This is a genomic window from Nocardiopsis mwathae, from assembly GCF_014201195.1.
GTDB classification, from domain to species: Bacteria; Actinomycetota; Actinomycetes; order Streptosporangiales; family Streptosporangiaceae; genus Nocardiopsis_C; species Nocardiopsis_C mwathae.
On sequence record NZ_JACHDS010000001.1, the window covers coordinates 5,276,897 to 5,296,737 of the forward strand.

Below are 19,841 nucleotides of genomic sequence, written 5' to 3' on the forward strand. Positions count from 1 at the left end.
GGACCCCGCGCCGCGGCGGCCCGATAACGTCGGTCCTATAGCGGTCACATGACACCTGGAGAGGGGCGGGCCGAATGACGCCCGTGGCGCCGGAGAAGGTCGCGGAGATCAAGGTCTTCCTGGTGGACGACCACGAGGTGGTGCGGCGCGGCGTCGCCGTCCTGCTCGAAAGCGAGCCGGACATGCGCGTCGTGGGCGAGGCCGGAACGGCCGAGCAGGCGCTCTCCCGACTCCCCGTCGCCGCACCCGACGTCGCCGTCCTCGACGTCCGGCTGCCCGGCGGGTCGGGCGTCACCGTCTGCCGGGAGATCCGATCGCTGCGGCCGGAGACGGCCTGCCTGATGCTGACCTCCTTCGCCGACGACGACGCCCTGTACGACGCCGTCATGGCCGGGGCCGCCGGCTATGTGCTCAAGCAGATCCACGGGGCCGACCTGGTCGGGGCGGTCCGTACGGTCGCGGCGGGCGGGTCGCTGCTGGACCCCGGCAGCACCGGCCGGATGCTGGAGCGCCTGCGCGCCAGAGAGCCCGAGCCCGACCCGCTCTCGGGGCTCAGCCGCCAGGAGCGCCAGATCCTCGACCTCATCGGCGAGGGGCTGACCAACAGGGAGATCGGGGATCGGCTGTACCTGGCCGAGAAGACGGTGAAGAACTACGTGTCCAGCCTGCTGTCCAAGCTGGACCTGAAGCGCCGGACCCAGGCCGCCATCCTCGTCGCCGAACTGAGGAACAGGAAGAGATGACGGCACCGGACACTTCGACGGACAACGCGGGGCTGGAGATCCTGAGCCGCGACGAGTGCCTGCGGCTCCTGGCCGCCGCACCCCTGGGGCGCATCGTGTTCACGCAGAACGCCCTGCCGGCGGTCCAGCCGGTGAACTTCGCCGTGCGCGACACCGACATCGTGATCCGCACGTCCCCCGACTCCCGGCTGGCGTCGGCCACCCGCGACACCGTGGTCGCCTTCGAGGTGGACGACTTCGACGCCGATGGCCGCACCGGCTGGTCGGTGACGGTCCTGGGCAACGGGCGCGCCGTCACCGACCCCGAGGAACGTGCCGAACTGGAGCGCCTGCCGCTCGACTCCTGGGCACCCGGGGACAGGTCGCACTTCATCTGTGTCGAGACCAAGGTGATCACCGGTCGCCGGATCCCCGAAGGGGCGGCCGACGGGGCGGCGGAGTCGGGAGGCTAGGCTGCCCCGCATGGCTCTGGGAACAACCGAACAGATCGTCATCAACGCCGCGGATCCGGCGCGCCTCGCGCGGTTCTGGGCCGTCGTGCTGGGCGGTGAGGTGGTCGACCGCCCGGACGGGTGGTCCTACATCGACGGCGGGTGGGAGCCCGGGCCGCGGCCGCGCCTGTCCTTCCAGCCCGCCCCGGCGGCCGCGGCCGAGCCCAGCCGCTTCCACCTCGACGTGCGGGTCGACGACATCGCCGCCGCCACCGCCGAAGCCGTCACCTCCGGTGCCCGTGCGGCAGGACCGGTGGTCACCGACGCCCAGGGCTCCTTCCAGGTGCTGCACGACCCGGAGGGCAACGCCTTCTGCCTGGTCATGCCCGCGAACGATTGATCCTTCACAGCCGTTGACCCCGGAGACGCCGGGGTCCCAGCGGCGACCTTCCCCCCGATATCTCCGAGATCAACGGGGCGATCGGCCCCCAGACGCTCGATCGACGTGGTCAGGTGCCGCGCGTTCGCGGGGGTGCGGGAGAAGGCGACCGGTCTCATCGAGGGAGTCGTCCGAGCTCAGCGGCACGCTCCAGCGCAGTTCCGAGCCTCCGCCGGCGCGCGGGCCGGCGGTGAAGGTGCCGCCCAGGGCCTCGGCGCGTTCGGCGAGGTTGCGCAGCCCGCTGCGGCGGCCCTGCTCGGGGATGCCCCGGCCGTCATCGGTGACATGCAGGGTCAGCCACGTGTCGGCCTCCACCGACACGTGCACCTCCGACGCGCGGGCGTGCCGGGCCACGTTCGACAGCGCCTCTGCCAGCACCGCGAGGAGCTGCTCACCGACCTCCTCGGGGACCTTCGCGTCGATGGGTCCCTCCAGGTTCACCCCCGGCTGGCAGCCCATGGCGCGCGCCGCGCCCTCGGCCGAGGCCAGGATGCGGTCGCGCAGCGGGCTCTCGGCGGGGGCCGACGGGTGCTGCAGCGCGAACACCGCGGAGCGGATCTCGCGGATGGTCTCGTCCAGGTCGTCGATGGTGCGCTGGACCCGCTCGCCCGCCTCGGGGTCGGTGATCAGCCGAACCGTGCTCATCAGCGTCATCGCCGAGGCGAACATCCGCTGGATCACCACGTCGTGCAGGTCCTTGGCGATGCGGTCGCGGTCCTCCAGCACCACCAGCCGCTCGGCGTCGCGGCGCGCCTCGGCCAACTCCAGCGCGACCGCCGCCTGACCGGAGAACGCGTCGAGCATGCGGCGGGTGGCGTCGTTGAAGGGCGAGCGCGCGCCCGCCTTGCCCAGCAGCAGGACCCCGCGGGTGTGAGCGGGCGTGCCCAGCGGCACCAGCAGTCCCGGGCCGAAGCCGCGGTGGGTGAGCATGGGACAGTCGGCCTGGCGGAGGTCGGGGACGGACACGGCGGTGCCGTTGCGGTAGACCAGGCCGCACTTGGTCCCCTCCATGTCGACCGGGGTCCCCACCACATCGGCGGCGACCTTCCCGTCGGCGATCTCGGCGACGAGCCGCCGGTCCTGGGCGTCGGGGAGGAGCACCACCGCGATGTCGGCATGTGACATCTCCCGCGCCTGCTGGGCGAGGTAGCCGAGGACCTCGTCGGAGTCGTCCCCGGACAGCAGCCGCGTGGTGATCTCGGTGGACGCGGTCAGCCACCGCTCGCGCAGCCGGGTCTCCTCGTACAGCCGGGCGTTCTCGATCGCGACGCCCGCGGCGGTGCCCAGCGCGGTCACGATGGCCTCGTCGTCCTCGTCGAACTCCGCACCGCCCCGCTTTTCGGTCAGGTAAAGGTTGCCGAAGACTTCATCGCGGACCTGTATCGGCACGCCGAGGAACGAGGTCATCCGCGGGTGGCCCTCGGGGAAGCCGTGGTGGGCGGCGTGCTCGCGCAGGTCGCGCAGGCGCAGCGCGCGCCGGTCGCGGCTGGGGACCGCCAGGATGCCCCGGCCGCGCGGGAAGAGGGTGAGTCGGCGGGCCTCCTCCGCACTCAGCCCGACGGGGATGAACTCGACGAAGCGGCCGTCCTCGCCGATGACGCCGAGACCCGCGTACTCGGCGTCGACGAGGTGCGCTGCGGCCTCGGTCAGCCGCCGCAGCACCGTGGCCAGGTCGAGATCGCTGCCGATCGACACCACCGCTTCGAGGAGGGAGTGCACGCGGTCGCGCGTCGACAGGGTGGCCTCCAGCCGACGGTGCAGGTCGGACAGAAGCTCGTCGAGACGCATCCGGGGGAGCAGGGGGCGCTCGGGTATCTCGGGCACTGCGGGCACACCTCCGTACCCAACGTTATCCCGGCGGGTGGGGGATTGCGGAGGGGACGCCGATCCGACGCAGAGTGATCCGAAGATGTACCGACAGAGGCCGGTGATGTTTGGGGTTCGGGTGCTGTCCGATATCGGGGTAACAACGTTTCGGAGGGTTTGCCGAAAATGAAAGAGACCTTCCATGCGGACGCCCTGACCTGGCGTTTCACACTTGTTATGAACTGGCGACGAAGAAAGTCGGAGGGAACACCGTTGCCTCCGGATTGGATCGTGCTAACGTCGCGTTCTGTCATCGGCGAGGAGTTCCCGAACTCCCCCGAAGAACCGCTCCGTGCCTGAGTGCCGCACCCGTATCCGGTGCGGCCGACCCCCTGCCCCGCCCCGGCGGCCGTCGAAAGGGACCGAGAAGTGACGCGTATGGACCGAACGGGACGCGCCTCGCGTGTCGCCGCGGCCGTGCGCGCACAGACGGCGAGCCCGGTGCGACGGCTGCTGGTCACCGCGGGGTTCCTCGTCGGCGCCTGGCTGCTCGGCGCGGCTCCGGCCGGTGCCGAGGCGGCGCCGGAGCAGCCCGCCGCGGCCCCGGCCGCCGAGCACGTTCCCGCTGCGGCGTCCGCCGAGAAGAAGGCGGCCGCGCAGGGGGCGCAGCGCACCGCTGAGGCCGAGGAGCGGGGCAAGGGGAAGCCGCAGGAGCGCGTGGCGCAGCGGGCCGGCACCGAGGCGCGCGGCGCCGCCGGCGACGCGGCCCGGTCGGTCACCGCCGCCGTGCACGCCGTCGGCGAGCGGGCCGTCCAGCAGGTCCCGGTCGCCGCGCACCGGCCGCAGGCTCCCGAGGGCAGGGCCCAGGGCAACGGCCACGGGCACGGCCGCCCCGGCGCCGACGTACAGGGCGTCGTCGAGCAGGTCGGCCGGGTCGGTCTGGGCGCGGCCGAGAAGGGCCGCTCCGCCCTCCCCTCGCTCCCCGGAACGGACGGCGGCAGCGAGGAGCACGCCGAGGAGCGCCCCGCCGGCAGTGGCCACGACGGCCACGACGGCCACGACGGCCGCGACGCCGCGGGTCCGGAGCCCCGTGCCGCTAAGGCGGAGGACGGCGACACCCCTGCAGCCGAAGCGGCCGACGACGTCGCGGACCGGTCCGCGACGGTGCGCCCGTTCCCGTTCCCCGCGTCGGCCGTGACGCACGGCGCCTGGCAGGCGGCGGACTCCGCCGCGGGCGCCGGGACCGCGGCGGCGGCCGACGCGTCGCGTGACGGCGACGACGCCCCGCACGGCTCTCCGCACATCGTCGGCCCCGCGCCGCAGGCGCAGTCGCCGACCGCGATGACCACGGTCGCCGGGTACCTTCCCGCGATGTCGGACACCACACCGGTGGCCGGGCTGCTCCAGGCCGACCGGCACGCTCTCACCGCGGTCCCGCAGGACCCGGCCGAAGAGCTCACGGTCTCGCCCGACTAGTACCCCGACCCACGGGGACCGGCCGCGCACCCGGCGCGCAGGCACTTCTCGCACTCCCCGTTCTCCGGCAACGGCGCCGATCCCAGCATCGCCTCTGGGGGCTGACGTGAGCCCCGTGCCTCACCTCACGAGGTTCACGTCAGTCGACGGTCCGCCAGGCCATCCGACTGAACCCGGTACCCGATCGCCGCGCAGGCCATGCCCGGCAGCGGAACTCCCGGGGGGAACCCACCACTACCACCACACCGCCCGCGACACGGCGCCCCCGGCCAGGGCACCAGCGGGCAGGGCGGAACGTCCGCCCGAATCCCCGACCGACATCTCGACACAGACACGATCCGCAAAGGACGACTTCCATGTTCCAGTTCACTCGACCCTCCGCGAAGGCTGTTGTGGTGGCAGCCGGCGCCGCGGGATTCATCGCCTTCGGCTCGGGCTTCGCCGGGGCGGATGTCTTCGACAAGGTGGGGCTCGCCAGCCCCGTCGCACCCGAGACCGTGCCCGGGGTGAAGTTCGCGCTGTCCGGCCAGACCCCTGAGGTCGCCGACGCGGTGCCGACCCCGAGCACGCACAACCTGAACACCGCCCACGGAGACCTCTCGCATGTGGGACCCGAGTCCCGGGCCAAGGTCAGCGCGGTGGACCGGGTGCTCGACACGGTCACCGAGACCGCGGGCCTGTCCGGCCGGGTCGAGCGCCAGAGCGCCGGCCCCGTCGACGGCGGTGTCCTCGAATCGGTGCCGCAGAAGCCGGGCGGTACCCACAGCACGGTCCACGGTGCCGCGCAGCAGCTGCACACGGCGGCGGAGAAGGTGCACAACATCGATGGCACGTCGGCCCTGGGCGGGCTCACCGAGGCACAGGGCCTCACGAGCATCGAGCGTGTCGCCAAGGTGGAGGGCGTGCCCGCCGTACCCGGCACGGACAGCCTGCCCCAGGCCGGAGAGCTCACCGACGGACTGGCCGACGACCCGGCCGCCAAGCTTCCCGTCGGCGACCTGGGCGACAAGCTCGGCGGTGTGACCGGCGCGCTCGACGGCGTGACCGGTTCGGGCGGCACCAACGGCCCCGCGCAGAAGAACGTGCTCCTGGAGCGCGCGGGCGCCCTGCCCGCCGACCACGAGCTGGGGGAGGCGACGCAGGCGTCGGCACCCACGGACGCGCTCGGCCTGCCGCTGCCGCTCAAGGAGGTGCTGATGCCACTGGAGCAGATCACGAAGGGGATGGGCGAGCAGCAGCCGGTCGCAGAGCAGCAGCCGGCGGAGACGCTGCCGACCGAGGGCGCCGACGCCGAGCCGCTGCCCGAGGAGGCGCTCCCGGTCGAGGATGGGGCGCACGACGGCGTGCCCATGGACCAGATCCCGACCGAGCACCTGCCGACGGACGCGTTCCCCATGGACCGGCTGACCTCGGAGCTGCCCGAGACCCCGCTGCCGCTGGACCTGGACATCGTGACCAAGCTCCTGAACCCGGGCGCGGCCGAGGCGCCCGCGGCGCCGGTGGGCGAGCCCGGGTTCCCCGGGGAGGCCGCCCAGCTGGCCGAGGGCACGGAGGCGGTCACCGCGGAGACGCTGCCCGCCGACGCCGCCCCGGCCGAGGGCACGGGCACCGCGGACGCGCAGCCTGCCGGAACGGTCGAGGCGGAGAACCTGCCCGCCGAGGCCGGCCAGAAGCAGCTCCCGCTGCTGGACCTGGCGGAGAGCGGTCCGGTCGGCGACGTCGCCGGTGGCACCGGCCTCCTGGACACCCTGCCCGGGGGGTTGCCGGTGTAACCACCCCCGAAGCCGTGCGTCCCACCCATCCGTCCTCGGTGGGACGCACGCCGGCCCTGAGCGGGCACGCGACCGGGCCCCGGTGAGCGGGGCGTCCTGGGAACTGTGGGGGTTCCCGGGACGGAGATCCCGGGAACCGGTCGCTCCGCTCAGGGCCTTTTCTTCTGCTCCCGCCCCCGCCGGTCTCGGGCGTGTCGACCGAATAGCAGCATGAATTCGGTCGACACGCCCGAGACCGGCGGGGGCGGGGCATTGCCGCCGCTACTTGCCCTCGGTGCCCTCGCCCAGGCCGTTGACGCACGGGTTGGCCGTGGCGTCGCGCCCCTCGATCTCGCCGCCGGTGGGCGACGGGCTCGACGAGGCCGACGGGGTCACCGGCTCGGTGGACGGCTCGGCGGGGTAGGACGGCTCCGGAAGGGGGCTCGGCTCACCCGACGGCGACGAGGGCGCGCCGGTCTCCAGCATGGAGTCGTCCACCCGCTGGTCCCTGCTGACAGCGGCGAAGAGGCGCTGGGCCTTCTCCTCGTCCCACACCACCCGGTTGGGGTCGGAGGGCGCGGGGAACCAGGGCACGGTGTAGAAGGCGATGTCGTGCAGGTCGACATCGGCCAGGGTGGCCCCGATGGAGACCATACGGCTCAGGGAGAAATCCCGGTCGGTGGCGGTGTGCTCGGTGATCGCCTGAAGTAGGCCGTTGATCTTGGCCGGGCTGGTCAGCACCCCGCTGCCGGTCACCTCCTCGGCGAGCGCCCCCAGGAACATCTGCTGGCGGTCGATGCGGCCGATGTCCCCGCCGTCGCCGATCTCGTAGCGCGCCCGAACGAACGCGAGTGCCTGCTCGCCATCGAGCCGCTGGTCCCCGGCGTCCAGGTCGAGCTTGGCGCGTCGGTCGGACATCGGCTCGGGGATGCACATCCGCACCCCGCCGACGGCGTCCACCATGTCGCGGAAACCGACGAAGCTCAGATGCACGAAGTGGTCGATCCGGATTCCGGTGAGCGTCTCGACCGTCTTGATCACACACGGTGGACCGCCGTGGAACAGAGCGGAGTTGATCATCCCGTAGTAGCCCTGCGTGCCCTCGGTCTCGCCGTAGGGGGCACACTGCGGCAGTTGGACGAGGGAGTCCCGCGGGATGTTGATGACGGTGACCCGGCTGTCCGGGGAGATGTGGGCGAGCATCAGCGAGTCGGAACGCTCCCCGGCGAAGTCGCGCCCGCCGTAGTCGGAGTTCCCCTCCTGCCGACCGTCGGAGCCGATGAACAGGATGTTGACGGCGTCGCCGATCTTCTCCGGTCGCTCCTCGTCCGACAGGGTGGAGCCGAGGTCGTGCCGCGTCATGTTGCCCTGGAGGAAGCGGTAGTAGGCGTAGGCGGTGCCGATGCCGGCGACGAGTGCCAGGGCCAGGGCGATCGCCGTGCCGGTGGCCAGTCGTCTGCCCAGGCGGGAGCGCGGCCCGGAGCCGGCGGCGGCGGACGCCGATGCCGTGGTCGCTTCGGTGGCCGGTTCGGCGTCCTGCGGCGGTGTGTCCTTGGCGGACGGTTCGGCTTCGGACGAGTTTGCGGCGTCATCGGACATGAATGGGCCATCTTCTCGGCGGCGAGTGGGCCGGGCGGTACCCGGAGCGAAAGGGCGGCCGCCGCGTATACCAGGGGAGTCGCCCGGAGGGACCGAAGGACGTACGCGACGCGAGGGGGACGGCCGCAGCCAAGGGAGATCCTATGAGATATGCGGCCCGAATGCTCGCGTGGATTCACCCGAATTCGGGTGAATCCTCCTGGACTCGGCGCAGGATCACCGTCCGATCGGCGCGGCCCGGCCCGGTCGTGCCCGGGCGTTTCCGGGGGAGAACACTCGAAAAGCGCTGTGACCAGGGAGTTTAGATCAGGGTCGAATGGTGTGGCGCCGCCGGTGATCTTCGGTCCACTATGTGAGGACACAGCGCACCTCGCGGGGCGCGGGGAACGAGGACGGCGCTCCCGGTGCCCCGCCGCGTTCACCCCGCGGCCGTCTTCAGCAGGTCGGCCCCGGCGGCGGTGATCGTGTGCAGTACGTGGTGCCGGTCGCGGGTGCTGAGGATCAGCCCGGCGTCCCGCAGCACGCGCGTGTGGTGGCTGACGGCCGCCGGGGTGATGGCCAGGTTTGCGGCGAGCTCGCCGGTGGTCATGCCTTGGGCGACCGCCTGGAGGATCGCCGCCCGCGTCGCTCCTAAAAGGGCGCGCAGCGGCACGCCGCCGGAGAGGGGGCGTCCTCGGTCGGCCGGGAGGGTCCCGTTGTGCAGGGGGTACACGAGCACGGGCGGGAGCTCCCGGTCGGCGAGGGCGACGGGGCGCTTGTGGCAGAAGTACGACGGGATCAGGCGCAACCCCCGCCCCTGCAGGTGCAGGTCGGTGTCGACGGGGTAGTCCACGTGCAGGACCGGCGGCTCCCAGCGCATCATCGGAGCGAATCCGCCGAGCAGTCCCTCGACCCCGCCGTTGAGCAGGTCGCGGGCGCGCCGGGTGCGGTCGGTGTCGCTCGCGGCGCGCATCCGCTCCCAGTGCGGGGCCAGGGCGGTGTCGTGGTAGGCGCGCAGGGCCCCGACGAGCTCCCTGCGTGGCCGCGTGTCGCCTTCGACCAGGGAGCGCACCCGGGCGGGCATGCCGCGTCCGCCTGCGGCCAGTCCGATCTGCCGGTCGAACTCCGCGCGCGGGGTGGCGGCGATGGCCTCCAGCCCGGCGTCCAGCCCGTGGCGGGACGCGTCCGGCGTCAGGAAGTCGGGGAAGTACTCGGAGAACGGGGTGATGGGGACCAGTAGCGTCTTCACCGTCGGGGCCAGCCCGGCTGCGGTGAGGGTGCGGCGCGCGTCCTCGTACCAGTCCTGGACCCGGCTCCGTCCCCACCGTGTCTGCAGTCGGTGCAGGCTGATGACCAGCTCCCACAGCGGGTCGGGACCCTCCGCGACGCTGGTGCGGGCGAGGTCGGTGTCGGTGAAGTGGATGCGCAGCATCAGCGGCCCTCTTCGGGGTCGGCAGGGGGATGAGCCGCGCCCGACCTGCGGCGTTGCAGGCGGCGCGACGTTCGATCATCTCACGAGCCGCCCGAACGCCCCCCGATGGCCCTCCTCTCGGCAGGCGGCGCGTTCACAAGGACACCACGCGACCCTCGCGCCCCATGCGTCGATCATTACGTGCTTTACCTGCGGTATTTCGACCCGTGTCGGGCTGTCGAATTCCGCTCTTTTCACTTACGGTTACATATCGTTCACGGGAATCGTCCGGTGAATGCCGGTGGGTCCCCGCACTGCGAGGTCGGGCCCGCCGCGGGACCGCCGCGGGAGAACGCGGGCACCCGGGCAGCCCTGGGGCCCCTCCTGTCGCCGGTGCCGCTTGTCCCTGGTCATCCTGCTCAAGGAGTGAGGCACGTGCGACAATCCCCCGCGACCCTGGCTCTGGGCAGCGCCCTGCTGGCCCTCGGGCTGGTCGTCACGGCGGCGCCCGCAGCCGCCGCCGACGCACCGGCCCCGTCCATCGACCCCGGACAACTCGACGCGATGCAGCGCGACCTCGGGCTCACCCGGGTCGGCGCCGTGGAGCTGGTGGAGGCGGAGCGGCAGGCCCTGCGGACGGGAAAAGAGCTGCGCGCCGCGCTCGGCGAAGATTTCGGCGGAGCCGTGTTCGATGCCGGGGCGCGGCGGCTGGCGGTCGGTGTCACCGACGCGGCGGCCGCCGACACGGTGCGCGCCGCAGGAGCCGAGGCACGGGTGGTCACCCATGGCGAGGGCGCCCTCGACCGGGCGGTGGACCGGCTCAACGGGACCGTCGGCGACGGCTATCCCGGCGTGACCGGCTGGTACCCGGACCTCGGGCGGGACGCCCTGGTGGTCACGGTCCGCGAGGGCCGGACCGCCGACGCCGAGCAGGCCGTCGCGGCGGCCGGGATCGACCCGGGGATGGTGGTGGTCGAAGCGTCCGACGCCACGCCCCGGACGTTCGCCGACATCGTCGGCGGCGACCCCTACTTCATCAACGACGCCCGCAGGTGCTCCATCGGTTTCGGTGTCCGCGGCGGGTTCGTGACGGCCGGGCACTGCGGCAACGTGGGCGACACGGCCGCTAGCAGTGTGCCGGCCTTCCTCGCCGACAGCACCGGGACGTTCGAGGGTTCGATGTTCCCCGGCAAGGACATGGCGTTCGTTGGCGACACCGTGGACTGGCGGCCGACCTCGCGGGTGCGCTACCACGCCCAGCGCGTCGCCGGTTCGCAGGAGGCGGCCGTCAACTCCTCGGTCTGCCGGTCCGGCTCCACCACGGGATACCGGTGCGGCACGGTCCAGGCCAGGAACGTGACGGTGCGCTACGTGGAGGGCACCGTGTACGGCCTGACGCAGACGACGGTCTGCGCGGAGCGCGGCGACTCCGGCGGCCCCTTCATCACCGGCGACCAGGCCCAGGGAGTGCTCTCGGGCGGGACGGGCAACTGCAACGTCGGAGGCATCAGCTACTTCCAGCCGGTGAACGAGATCCTGGACACCTGGAACCTGCAGCTGGTCACCGGCTGACCCGGCGCCGACGCGGGCGGCCCCGGGAACAGCGTGCCGAAATCCACTGCGAATCCGGTCCGCTATCTCGGGGGCCGCTGGCGTGCATTCGCCCGTACGAGTCCCATTCGTCCTGGCTGTTCTCGTCGTCCTCGTCGTCCTAGGCGTCGCCACCCGAAGCACCCTTGTCGCGGGTGGTCCGCGTCGTGCGTCGCGGTCGGCGGGGCACCGAACTCTTCGGGATGTCGGCCTCGGCGGCGTCCCCGGCCCCTCCTGCGTCTCCGGCCGCTGCGGACCGCTCGGCGGCCTCCGGCTCCGCGGTCTGCCCGGCGGCGGGCGCGGTCGACACGGGCAGGTCGCCGGCGTGGATGCTCAGCGCCTCGTCCTCGACGCTGAGCATGCGCTGCACCTGTTCGGGCACCGCCGGCAGCCGCTCGCCCCGGTACAGCGCGCCCAGGACCTCCAGGGCGTGGTCGCACAGCACCCGCCGCGCGCGCTCCGGCCGTACCCCGCTGAGCTCCCGCAGCTCGGGCAGACGGAGCTCGCGCAGCAGCCGCGTCAGATCGCGGATCCGCTCCCGGCTGCGGCGGTCGGTGATGGTCATGGCCAGGAGTTCCGCCTCGGCCAGAGCGGAGGTCGGCCCGCCGGAGGCGTCCGCCCCCGGGTCGTCGCGTTCGGCGATGAACAGGGCGGTGAGACGGCGGGTGGACACGCGGGTCGACTCGCGCACCTCGCCCCTGCGGTTGTACCTGGCCTGCAGCCACGTGACGGTCACGCTGCTGGCCAGGCTGATCCCGGCGCCCGTCAGGACGAGGAGTAGGTCGGTCATGGTCGGAATCCTCCGGGGGTGTGCCGGGCTCTTTTGCGTTGGTCTCGGCGAAGTGCACCGAATGCGCGACGCTATTGGGTGCACTGTGCCGAGATCAACGGCGGGGTGGGGGTGAAGCGTGTCACGGGGGAGTTCAGCGGCTTGACACATCGGCCCACATTGATATCAACTTCCCTTGATGCTTTCGAGGCTGAGAGAGGTGTCCGGATGACGGAGCAAGCGGAAGCGGGGACGGCGCCGCCCGGCGGCGCCGTCCGACTGTCGACGCTGGACCGCTACCTACCGGTGTGGATCGGGCTGGCGATGGTCGCCGGGCTGGTGGTCGGGAGCGTCGTGCCCGGCCTGCAGGGGGCGTTGGAGGCGGTGCAGATCGACGGGGTGTCCCTGCCGATCGCGCTGGGGCTGCTCCTGATGATGTACCCCGTTCTGGCCAAGGTGCGCTACGACCGGCTCGACACGGTGACCCGCGACACCCGCCTGCTCATCCCATCGCTCCTGCTGAACTGGATCGTCGGCCCGGCTCTGATGTTCGTCCTGGCCTGGGTCTTCCTGGCCGACCTGCCGGAGTACCGCACCGGCCTGATCATCGTCGGCCTGGCGCGCTGCATCGCGATGGTCATCGTGTGGAACGACCTCGCCTGTGGCGACCGCGAGGCCGCGGCCGTCCTCGTCGCGCTCAACTCCGTCTTCCAGGTGCTGCTGTTCGGCCTGCTCGGCTGGTTCTACCTCGACCTGCTGCCCGGCCTGCTCGGCCTCCCCCAGAGCGGGATCGACGTCTCGGTGCTCGACATCGCCAAGAGCGTGCTGATCTTCCTCGGCATCCCGCTGGTCGCCGGATACCTGACCCGGCGCCTCGGCGAGCGCGCCCGCGGGCGCGAGTGGTACGAGGGCTCCTTCCTCCCCCGCATCGGCCCGTTCGCGCTCTACGGGCTGTTGTTCACGATCGTCCTCCTGTTCGCCCTGCAGGGCGAGGCGATCACCTCCCAGCCGCTCGACGTCGCTCGCATCGCCGTCCCGCTGCTCATCTACTTCGCCCTGATGTGGGGCCTGTCGATGCTGCTCGGCTGGTCGATCTCGCTGTCCTACGAGCGCTCCACCACGCTGGCGTTCACCGCGGCGGGCAACAACTTCGAGCTGGCGATCGCCGTGGCCATCGGCGTCTTCGGGGTGACCTCGGGGCAGGCGCTGGCCGGGGTCGTGGGGCCGCTGATCGAGGTCCCGGTGCTCGTCGGGCTCGTCTACGTCTCGCTGTGGACGCGCCGGTTCTTCCCACCTCGCACACCGGCCGAACCCGCGGCGGCCGAGCGGAGCTGACGGTCCCGCGACCGCCCGCCCCGGCCCCCCACCCCCGATCACCACGGAAAGGCCACGCATGTCCGCCACACCCAGTGTCCTGTTCGTCTGCGTGCACAACGCCGGCCGCTCCCAGATGGCGGCCGGGTTCCTGGAGCACCTCTCCGGCGGCGCCGTCGAGGTGCGCTCGGCCGGGTCCGCCCCGGGCGGACTCGTCAACCCTGTCGCCGTCGAGGCGATGCGCGAGGTCGGCATCGACATCTCCGCCGCCACCCCCAAGCTGCTGACACCCGGGGCGGTGCAGGCCAGCGACGTGGTGATCACCATGGGGTGCGGCGATTCCTGCCCCGTCTTCCCGGGCAAGCGGTACCTCGACTGGGAGCTGGACGATCCGGCCGGGCAACCCCTTGATAAGGTCCGGCCGGTACGTGATGAGATCCGCTCGCGCGTGGAGCGGCTGCTGGGCGAGCTGGGGGTGCCCTCACGTGCCTGACGAACGGGGGCATGATCCGGACCGGCGGCGGTCGCTGATGAGGGGAGAGCGGCCGCCGGACCGGTCCCGGGCCCCGGCCCCGGGCCGACAGACCGGGGCCGGGGCGGCCCGTCGGCCCGGCCGTCCGCGTACCGGAACCGGGAATTTGACGGACGTATGAAGGCATGGTGCTATCGGGGCATGCTGATCTCCTCAGGGGGAACCATGGACGGGGCCGCCGTCAAACTGCTCGGCGATCCGCTGCGTGCACGCATCGTCCGACTGCTCGCCGAGGAGCAGATGTGCACCTGCCACCTCATCGAGGAGACGGGAGCGCGGCAGCCCACCATCAGCCACCACCTGAAGATCCTGCGTGAGGCGGGGTTCGTCACGGCGGAGCCCGCCGGGCGCTTCACCTACTACCGGCTCAGCCCCCAGGCCGTCCGCGAACTGGCCTCCTCGCTGATGGAGCTGGCGGAACGGGCCGACCGGGCGCAGCGCCTGCGCCGCCCCTGCGACTGACCGCCCCAGGCCGTGCCGGGAGCGGCCCGCCGGCGTACCGGAGCCCTCAGGGATGCTCCACCCAGATGGTCACGTTGCGGCCGTGGCAGCGGGCCCGCACCGAGCAGGACAGGCGTTTACCGGCCACCCAGGCCGCGCTGCTGAGCAGCCGGCGGCCGCGTTCGTCGCCGCACACGACGGTCATGACGCTGTTGCGGCCCAGTAGCTCGGTCATCTCGGCGGTCAGCGTCGAATACGAGTACCCGCCGGTGTCGCCGAGGCCGAGGACGGGGCGCCGTCCGCCGGCGGGGGCCGACGGGAGGGGGGTCAGAGCACGGTTGCGCAGCAGGGGATCCACGGAAGCCATCATTCATCCGAGCAGGGTGGGCGATCAAGAAGAACGGAAATATCACGGAACGTGCCGATTTCGTGGCACCCCGTGATGTAATGTGATCGTATACCCGTGGACGGGCTTCCGGCCAGCCGAAAGTCGTTGAAATCGGACCGAATTATGGAAGCGGCCGGAACCGCCCACCCGAGACGGCATCCCGCCGCAGCGGCAGCCGCACCGTGAACGTGGAACCCTCGCCGACGGTGCTGGTCACCGACGCACTACCACCGTGCAGCTCGGTGAGGTTGCGGACGATGGCCAGCCCCAACCCGCTGCCGCCGGTCTGTCGGTTGCGCGACTTCTCCGCCCGCCAGAACCGGTTGAAGACGTCCGGCAGCTGGTCGGCCGGGATCCCCACGCCGGTGTCGGCGACTTCGATGACGGCGTCGCCGCCCTCGCGTGCCGCCCGCACCGTGATGCGGCCCGGCGCCGGGGTGTGCCGCAGGGCGTTGTGCAGCAGGTTTCCCAGTGCCTGCAGGAGCCGCGCCCGGTCGGCGACCACCTCGACGTCGTCACTGACCTCCGCCGCGATGCGCAACCCGGCGGATTCGGCGTGCACCCGGTGGCTCTCCACAACCTGGTCCACCAGGTCGCGCACACGCAGCGGCTCCGGGGTGAGCCGGAGCTTCCCGGCATCCGCCAGGGCCAGGTCCCGCAGGTCGTCGATGATGCGCTGGAGCAGCAAGGTCTCCTCGACCAGCATGGCCATCCGGTCCGCGTCGAGCTCGGCCACCCCGTCCTGGGCCGCCTCCAGCCAGCCGCGGATGTTGCTCAGCGGTGTGCGCAGCTCGTGTGAGACGTCGCTGACCATGGCCTTGCGCTGTTCTTCCAGCCGCTCCAGGTGCGCCGACATCTCGTTGAACGCCGCGGCCAGGCGTCCGATCTCGCCGTTGTCGCGGACATCGACGCGCGCCGACCCCTCGCCCTCCCGCATGCGCTGCACCGCGGTGGTGAGCGCGTGGACCGGCCGGATCAGCCGGGTCGCGGCGACGACGCTGACGCCCACGGTCAGCACCAGGACGAGCAGCACGACCCCGCCGATCCGCAGCAGTCCCTCCCGGGACAGGGCCGGGCCCACCGGCGACTCCTGATGGGGGTCGTCGATGAACAGCAGCGCGGCCGGGGCGACGTACGGGGCCAGCTGCTCGCGGCGGCTGGAGTCGACGCAGGCCGCCACCCGCGCGTCGGCCTCCTCACCGCCGTCGGCCGTCCCCGCGCCGCCCGGAGCCGGACCCCACTCCATGTCGGGAGGCCGCGGCCCGGCTTCCTCGGGGCCGGGGGCGGAGTCCGGCACAGGACCGGGGTCGGCGAACCCGGGCAGCGGGCCGTCGATGTACCAGGTGCCGTCGAGGTAATAGGTGACCTCGCCGATACCGTAGGGGCGCAGGCAGGCGGCGATCCGCTCGTTGAGGTCGGCCAGCGCCTTCTCCTCGGTGTCGGTGGGCGCCTGGAAGTCGACCGGGCCGCATTCCGGAACGAACGTCCGCGTCGCCTCCCCGTCCACCTCCACCCGGGGGCGCCCACTCGGTGTGGTGGCGACCTCCGCGTTCTGCCCGAATTCCAGCCGCAGGCACTCGGCGTAGCGTCGCGCCGCCTCGTTCAGCCGTGCGCGCTCGACGCGCTCCAGCTCGAAGGGCCCCACGGCGCGGGGATCGATGCGGTCGGCGCCCTCGGAAGCCAGCGACACGTCCACGGCGAGCGGGTCGACGACGGAGGCGGTCCGGCCGGGCAGCGGGGTGCCATCGGCCGCCGAGTCGGCGATGACCATGCGGTTCTCGGTCGTCAGCGCGATACGCCGCCCTGTCTCCGCGGCCAGGTCGCGCACCGTGTCGTCCACGCCGTCCCATGCGGCGTTGGTCGCCGCGTAGCCGAGCAGGGTGTCGTGGATGCGGGTGTCGACGGCCAGGGTCTCGCCCTGCTCGGTGCTGATCGCCCCGGAGGTGCCCTGCACGGCCAGCCATGCGGTCGCGGTGACCGAGCAGACGGCCACCAGCACGGAGCTGGCGAGCAGCCGTACCAGCAGGCTGTGCCGCAGCGCGATGCCGCGTGCTCCGTCCGGCCCGTCCGGCCTGCCGCGGTCCGCGCCGCCGTCGCCCCTACGCCGCACCGCGCGCCCCCGGGACGAGTTTGTACCCGACGCCGTAGACCGTGAGCAGCAGGTCGGGGGAGCGCGGGTCGGCCTCCAGCTTCTTGCGCAGGTTCTTGACGTGCACGTCGATCGTGCGCTCGGTGATGTAGCGGTCGAAACCGTGGATCCGCTCCAGCAGCTGGGCGCGGGTGAACACCCGCTCCGGCTCGGCCGCGAGCGCCGCCAGCAGCTGGAACTCCGCCGGGGTGCACTCCACCTCGGCGCCGTCGAGGTGGACGAGGTGCCGCACCGTGTCCACGGTCAGCGGCCCGGCGCCCAGTACCCCGTTCCCGGCCCTGTCCCCGGCTTCGTCCCTGGTTCCGTCCCCGCCGGGCCGGCACACCCGCCGCAGCAGGGTGCGGATGCGTGCCATGAGCTCGCGCGGGCTGTAGGGCTTGGTGACGTAGTCGTCCGCGCCGAGGTCCAGGCCGAGTAGAAGGTCGTCCTCGGTGCTGCGGGCGGTCAGCATCAGGACCGCGACGTCGTCGGACTCGGCGCGCAGGATCCGGCACACGTCGAGCCCGTCGACACCCGGCATCATCACGTCGAGCACGATCAGGTCGGGCCGCAGCCGCCGGGCCGTGTCGATCGCCGAGCGGCCGTCGTGCACGACGGCCACGGTGTGGTGCTCGTGCTCCAGGTAGCGCCGGATGAGTTCGGCCTGGTTGGGGTCGTCTTCGGCGACCAGTACGTGGGCGCTCATGCCGACTCGCCTCTCTGCGGTGTTCTCGCACGTCAACACAGGGGATGGGGTGGGGGCGGACCGATCGTATGCGCTCCCCCGACCCGAACGGCGATACCCGTTCCGTCGATCGCCCCGGGATCGACGAAACGGGGACGGGCGCCGACACGGCTCGCTCACAGCGTCCACACGGGTTCTTCACATTCGTCGGCCAGCCTTCGAACGCCGGGCAGGGGCCGCCTGCCCGGGCGCCCCTGACGGTGGGCCGAGCCTTCGTGCGGGGCGCACCGCGACCGGGGGCGCGACCAATGGGCAGACGACGACGTACGGATGCGACGGCACGACCGCGTCGCGCGAGGTATCGGCGTGCCGAGGACGGCGACGACATCACCGCACCGACGGACGGCGGTCGTCGGCCGGGCCGGACACGCCGCGTCCTGGCGTGGACGTGGAAGACGCTCGCGGTCACCGGCGCGCTCGGCCTGTGCGCGCTGGTGGCCGCGTTCGCCGTGGCCTACAAGGAGACGCCCGACCCCCGCGAGATGCAACCCCAGGACCAGGCGCTGCTGATCGGCAGCAGCATCGCGTATGCCGACGGCACCGAGGCGCTCACCGTCGGGCAGCTCAAGCGGATCCCCGTCACCGAGGAACAGATCCCCGACACGGTGGTCGACGGCGTGCTCGGCTCCGAGCAGCGGGACTTCTACGACCAGCCGGGGATCTCCCCGATGGGCATGGCCCGCGCCGTGCTCTCGGGCGGCGGTGCGGGCGGCGGTTCGGGCATCACCCAGCAGATGGCCCGCAACTACTACGACGGGCTCTCCCAGGAGCGCTCCTATGTGCGCAAGGTCAAGGAGATCCTGATCTCCATCAAGGTCGGCCGTACCCTGTCGCCCGGGGAGATCCTCACCCAGTACCTCAACACCATCTACTTCGGCCGCGAGGCCTACGGCGTGCAGGCCGCGGCGCAGGCGTACTTCGCCAAGGACGTCGAGGACCTGGACGCCGCCGAGGGCGCGTTCATCGGCGCGATCATCCAGCAGCCCGGCAACTTCGAGAACGTCGCCCCCGGCTCGAAGATGGAGGAGATCCTCCGCGAGCGCTGGTCCTACGCCGTCGACGGAACGGTCGCCATGCACGAGAACGACCCCGAGCGCGGCATGTCCCGCGAGCAGGCCGACGAGCTGGAGTTCCCCGAGGTGGTCGACTACGAGCCCGGAACGAGCCTGTCGGGGTACAAGGGCTACATCAAGCTCGCGGTCGAGCGGGAGCTGCGCGACCGCTACGGGCTCTCGGACGCCCAGATCGCGGCCGGCGGGTACGAGGTCACCACCTCTCTGGACCGGCGGCTGATGGACGCCGCCGCCGAGGCGTTCGACACCGCCCTGCCGGACCTGCCCGAGGACTCCGTCAAGGGCCTGGCCGCCATCGACCCGGCCACGGGTGAGATCAGGGCCTTCCACGGCGGGGACGACTTCGTCAACGAGTTGGACCCGTCACTGGTGCAGCGCACCCAGGCGGGGGCGACGTTCCGGCCCTATGTGCTGGCCGCCGCGCTGGAGCAGGGCGTCGGCAGCCCCGACCCGCGGTCGTTCGGTGTGCCCGGCCCGCTCGACGACGTCGGCCGGGAGAGCCCGCCTACCGGCACCGGCGGGGTCCCCGACCTCCTCCAGGCGACGGTGGACCCCTCCGGCGTGCCGTTCGTCGAGGCCGTGATGAAGATCGGCCCCCGGAGCGTGACCGAGACCGCCCGGAAGGCCGGGGTCGCCGAGGAGCAGTTCGAGACCGCGGAGCTGGAGCCGAGTATCGCGTCGGGCACGTTCCAGCTCACCGCCCTGGACCAGGCGAGCGGTTTCGCGACGTTCGCCAACCAGGGACTGCACAAGCCGCGGCACATGGTCACGCGGGTCACCGACGTCAACGGGCGCGAACTGGACCCGTCGGACGCCGGCCGGCTGGAGCAGGGCACGCGCGCGTTCAGCGCCCGTACGGCGCGGGACGCGACCTATGCGATGAACGAGGCGCTGTACCGGACGCACGAGACCGACCCCGTCCTGCCCACCGGCCATCCGGTGGCCGGGGTCGCGGGGGCCTACGGCGATGCGCGGTCGGCCTGGTTCGCCGGGTACACACCGGACCTGGCCGCCGCCGTCAGCCTGAGCCGCCCCGACGGCAAGCCGCTTGAGGTCCCCGGGGTGGAGGAGATCGACGGCGGCACCACGTCGGCGAAGGTATGGAGTGCGTTCATGGCCGCGGCGATGCGGGGCCGTGAGGTGCGGGACTTCGACGCCGACGCGGGGCTCGCCCCGGTGGAGGAGCGTGGGGAGGACCCGGCGGGGTAGCGCCGGCGGTACCGTCG

General features: G+C 72.3%; 17 protein-coding genes. 10 read left to right on the plus strand and 7 right to left on the minus strand.

The annotated features are described in order from the left end of the window. Positions 1-74: 74 nt before the first annotated feature. From HNR23_RS23110 to HNR23_RS23120, 3 genes are read left to right on the plus strand one after another with little or no spacing between them, the layout of a single operon-like run. On the plus strand, positions 75-743 hold the full coding sequence (locus HNR23_RS23110) for a response regulator (RefSeq protein ID WP_184078673.1): 669 nt from the start codon (positions 75-77) through the stop codon (positions 741-743). After that, entirely contained in the window at positions 740-1,195 is a 456-nt protein-coding gene (locus HNR23_RS23115) for a pyridoxamine 5'-phosphate oxidase family protein (RefSeq protein WP_184078675.1), read from the plus strand. The genes HNR23_RS23110 and HNR23_RS23115 overlap by 4 nt, the downstream gene beginning before the upstream one ends. Before the next feature lie 10 nt (positions 1,196-1,205). Beyond that, entirely contained in the window at positions 1,206-1,574 is a 369-nt protein-coding gene (locus HNR23_RS23120; protein WP_184078677.1) for a VOC family protein, read from the plus strand. A 69-nt stretch (positions 1,575-1,643) separates the two neighbouring features. Here HNR23_RS23120 and HNR23_RS23125 read toward each other — a convergent pair whose 3' ends face one another. Next, positions 1,644-3,437: a sensor histidine kinase gene (locus HNR23_RS23125; protein ID WP_394353803.1), complete on the minus strand. Its 1,794-nt coding sequence runs from the start codon at positions 3,435-3,437 to the stop codon at positions 1,644-1,646. A 420-nt stretch (positions 3,438-3,857) separates the two neighbouring features. Here HNR23_RS23125 and HNR23_RS23130 point away from each other — a divergent pair, with 420 nt between their 5' ends. Beyond that, positions 3,858-4,895 (plus strand): hypothetical protein, encoded by a 1,038-nt coding sequence (locus tag HNR23_RS23130; protein ID WP_184078679.1) that lies wholly within the window; start codon positions 3,858-3,860, stop codon positions 4,893-4,895. 356 nt (positions 4,896-5,251) lie between these two features. Then, positions 5,252-6,667: a hypothetical protein gene (locus HNR23_RS23135; RefSeq protein WP_184078681.1), complete on the plus strand. Its 1,416-nt coding sequence runs from the start codon at positions 5,252-5,254 to the stop codon at positions 6,665-6,667. Positions 6,668-6,928: 261 nt separating this feature from the next. Here HNR23_RS23135 and HNR23_RS23140 read toward each other — a convergent pair whose 3' ends face one another. After that, entirely contained in the window at positions 6,929-8,245 is a 1,317-nt protein-coding gene (locus HNR23_RS23140) for an LCP family protein (RefSeq protein WP_184078683.1), read from the minus strand. Between the two features lie 418 nt (positions 8,246-8,663). Next, on the minus strand, positions 8,664-9,656 hold the full coding sequence (locus HNR23_RS23145; RefSeq protein WP_184078685.1) for an ArsR/SmtB family transcription factor: 993 nt from the start codon (positions 9,654-9,656) through the stop codon (positions 8,664-8,666). 414 nt (positions 9,657-10,070) lie between these two features. Between HNR23_RS23145 and HNR23_RS23150 the strand changes: the two genes are divergently transcribed. Continuing rightward, on the plus strand, positions 10,071-11,207 hold the full coding sequence (locus HNR23_RS23150; protein ID WP_184078687.1) for a trypsin-like serine protease: 1,137 nt from the start codon (positions 10,071-10,073) through the stop codon (positions 11,205-11,207). A gap of 139 nt (positions 11,208-11,346) precedes the next feature. Here HNR23_RS23150 and HNR23_RS23155 read toward each other — a convergent pair whose 3' ends face one another. After that, positions 11,347-12,015 (minus strand): hypothetical protein, encoded by a 669-nt coding sequence (locus HNR23_RS23155; protein ID WP_184078689.1) that lies wholly within the window; start codon positions 12,013-12,015, stop codon positions 11,347-11,349. 207 nt (positions 12,016-12,222) lie between these two features. Between HNR23_RS23155 and arsB the strand changes: the two genes are divergently transcribed. The 3 genes from arsB (at position 12,223) to HNR23_RS23170 (ending at position 14,302) form a co-directional block, all read left to right on the plus strand. After that, complete coding sequence (gene arsB, locus HNR23_RS23160; protein ID WP_184078691.1) at positions 12,223-13,329, plus strand: ACR3 family arsenite efflux transporter; 1,107 nt, start codon at positions 12,223-12,225, stop codon at positions 13,327-13,329. 58 nt (positions 13,330-13,387) lie between these two features. Then, positions 13,388-13,801, plus strand: coding sequence for an arsenate reductase ArsC (locus HNR23_RS23165; RefSeq protein WP_184078693.1), 414 nt, complete (start codon positions 13,388-13,390; stop codon positions 13,799-13,801). Positions 13,802-13,981: 180 nt separating this feature from the next. Beyond that, positions 13,982-14,302, plus strand: a complete 321-nt coding sequence (locus HNR23_RS23170; RefSeq protein WP_184078695.1) for an ArsR/SmtB family transcription factor — start codon at positions 13,982-13,984, stop codon at positions 14,300-14,302. A 46-nt stretch (positions 14,303-14,348) separates the two neighbouring features. On the opposite strand, the gene HNR23_RS23175 is transcribed toward HNR23_RS23170, so the two are convergent. The 3 genes from HNR23_RS23175 to HNR23_RS23185 all read right to left on the minus strand — a co-directional run bounded on the left by HNR23_RS23175 (position 14,349) and on the right by HNR23_RS23185 (position 17,503). Then, on the minus strand, positions 14,349-14,651 hold the full coding sequence (locus HNR23_RS23175; RefSeq protein WP_184078697.1) for a hypothetical protein: 303 nt from the start codon (positions 14,649-14,651) through the stop codon (positions 14,349-14,351). A gap of 139 nt (positions 14,652-14,790) precedes the next feature. Then, a complete protein-coding gene (locus HNR23_RS23180) occupies positions 14,791-16,779 on the minus strand; it encodes a sensor histidine kinase (RefSeq protein WP_343070683.1) in 1,989 nt (662 codons plus the stop codon). Continuing rightward, a complete protein-coding gene (locus HNR23_RS23185; RefSeq protein WP_184078700.1) occupies positions 16,769-17,503 on the minus strand; it encodes a response regulator transcription factor in 735 nt (244 codons plus the stop codon). Before HNR23_RS23185 ends, HNR23_RS23180 begins: the two co-directional genes overlap by 11 nt. 287 nt (positions 17,504-17,790) lie before the next feature. On the opposite strand from HNR23_RS23185, the gene HNR23_RS23190 reads away from it, so the two are divergent. Then, positions 17,791-19,824, plus strand: coding sequence for a transglycosylase domain-containing protein (locus tag HNR23_RS23190; protein ID WP_246421838.1), 2,034 nt, complete (start codon positions 17,791-17,793; stop codon positions 19,822-19,824). The last annotated feature ends 17 nt before the right edge of the window (positions 19,825-19,841 follow it).

Bases quoted from the DNA above. Each gene is read 5' to 3' on its own strand.
- HNR23_RS23110 (WP_184078673.1), top strand. From the start codon at position 75: ATGACGCCCGTGGCGCCGGAGAAGGTCGCGGAGATCAAGGTCTTCCTG.
- HNR23_RS23115 (WP_184078675.1), top strand. From the start codon at position 740: ATGACGGCACCGGACACTTCGACGGACAACGCGGGGCTGGAGATCCTG.
- HNR23_RS23120 (WP_184078677.1), top strand. From the start codon at position 1,206: ATGGCTCTGGGAACAACCGAACAGATCGTCATCAACGCCGCGGATCCG.
- HNR23_RS23130 (WP_184078679.1), top strand. From the start codon at position 3,858: ATGGACCGAACGGGACGCGCCTCGCGTGTCGCCGCGGCCGTGCGCGCA.
- HNR23_RS23135 (WP_184078681.1), top strand. From the start codon at position 5,252: ATGTTCCAGTTCACTCGACCCTCCGCGAAGGCTGTTGTGGTGGCAGCC.
- HNR23_RS23140 (WP_184078683.1), bottom strand. From the start codon at position 8,245: ATGTCCGATGACGCCGCAAACTCGTCCGAAGCCGAACCGTCCGCCAAG.
- HNR23_RS23145 (WP_184078685.1), bottom strand. From the start codon at position 9,656: ATGCTGCGCATCCACTTCACCGACACCGACCTCGCCCGCACCAGCGTC.
- HNR23_RS23155 (WP_184078689.1), bottom strand. From the start codon at position 12,015: ATGACCGACCTACTCCTCGTCCTGACGGGCGCCGGGATCAGCCTGGCC.
- arsB (WP_184078691.1), top strand. From the start codon at position 12,223: ATGACGGAGCAAGCGGAAGCGGGGACGGCGCCGCCCGGCGGCGCCGTC.
- HNR23_RS23165 (WP_184078693.1), top strand. From the start codon at position 13,388: ATGTCCGCCACACCCAGTGTCCTGTTCGTCTGCGTGCACAACGCCGGC.
- HNR23_RS23170 (WP_184078695.1), top strand. From the start codon at position 13,982: ATGCTGATCTCCTCAGGGGGAACCATGGACGGGGCCGCCGTCAAACTG.
- HNR23_RS23175 (WP_184078697.1), bottom strand. From the start codon at position 14,651: ATGATGGCTTCCGTGGATCCCCTGCTGCGCAACCGTGCTCTGACCCCC.
- HNR23_RS23185 (WP_184078700.1), bottom strand. From the start codon at position 17,503: ATGAGCGCCCACGTACTGGTCGCCGAAGACGACCCCAACCAGGCCGAA.
- HNR23_RS23190 (WP_246421838.1), top strand. From the start codon at position 17,791: ATGGGCAGACGACGACGTACGGATGCGACGGCACGACCGCGTCGCGCG.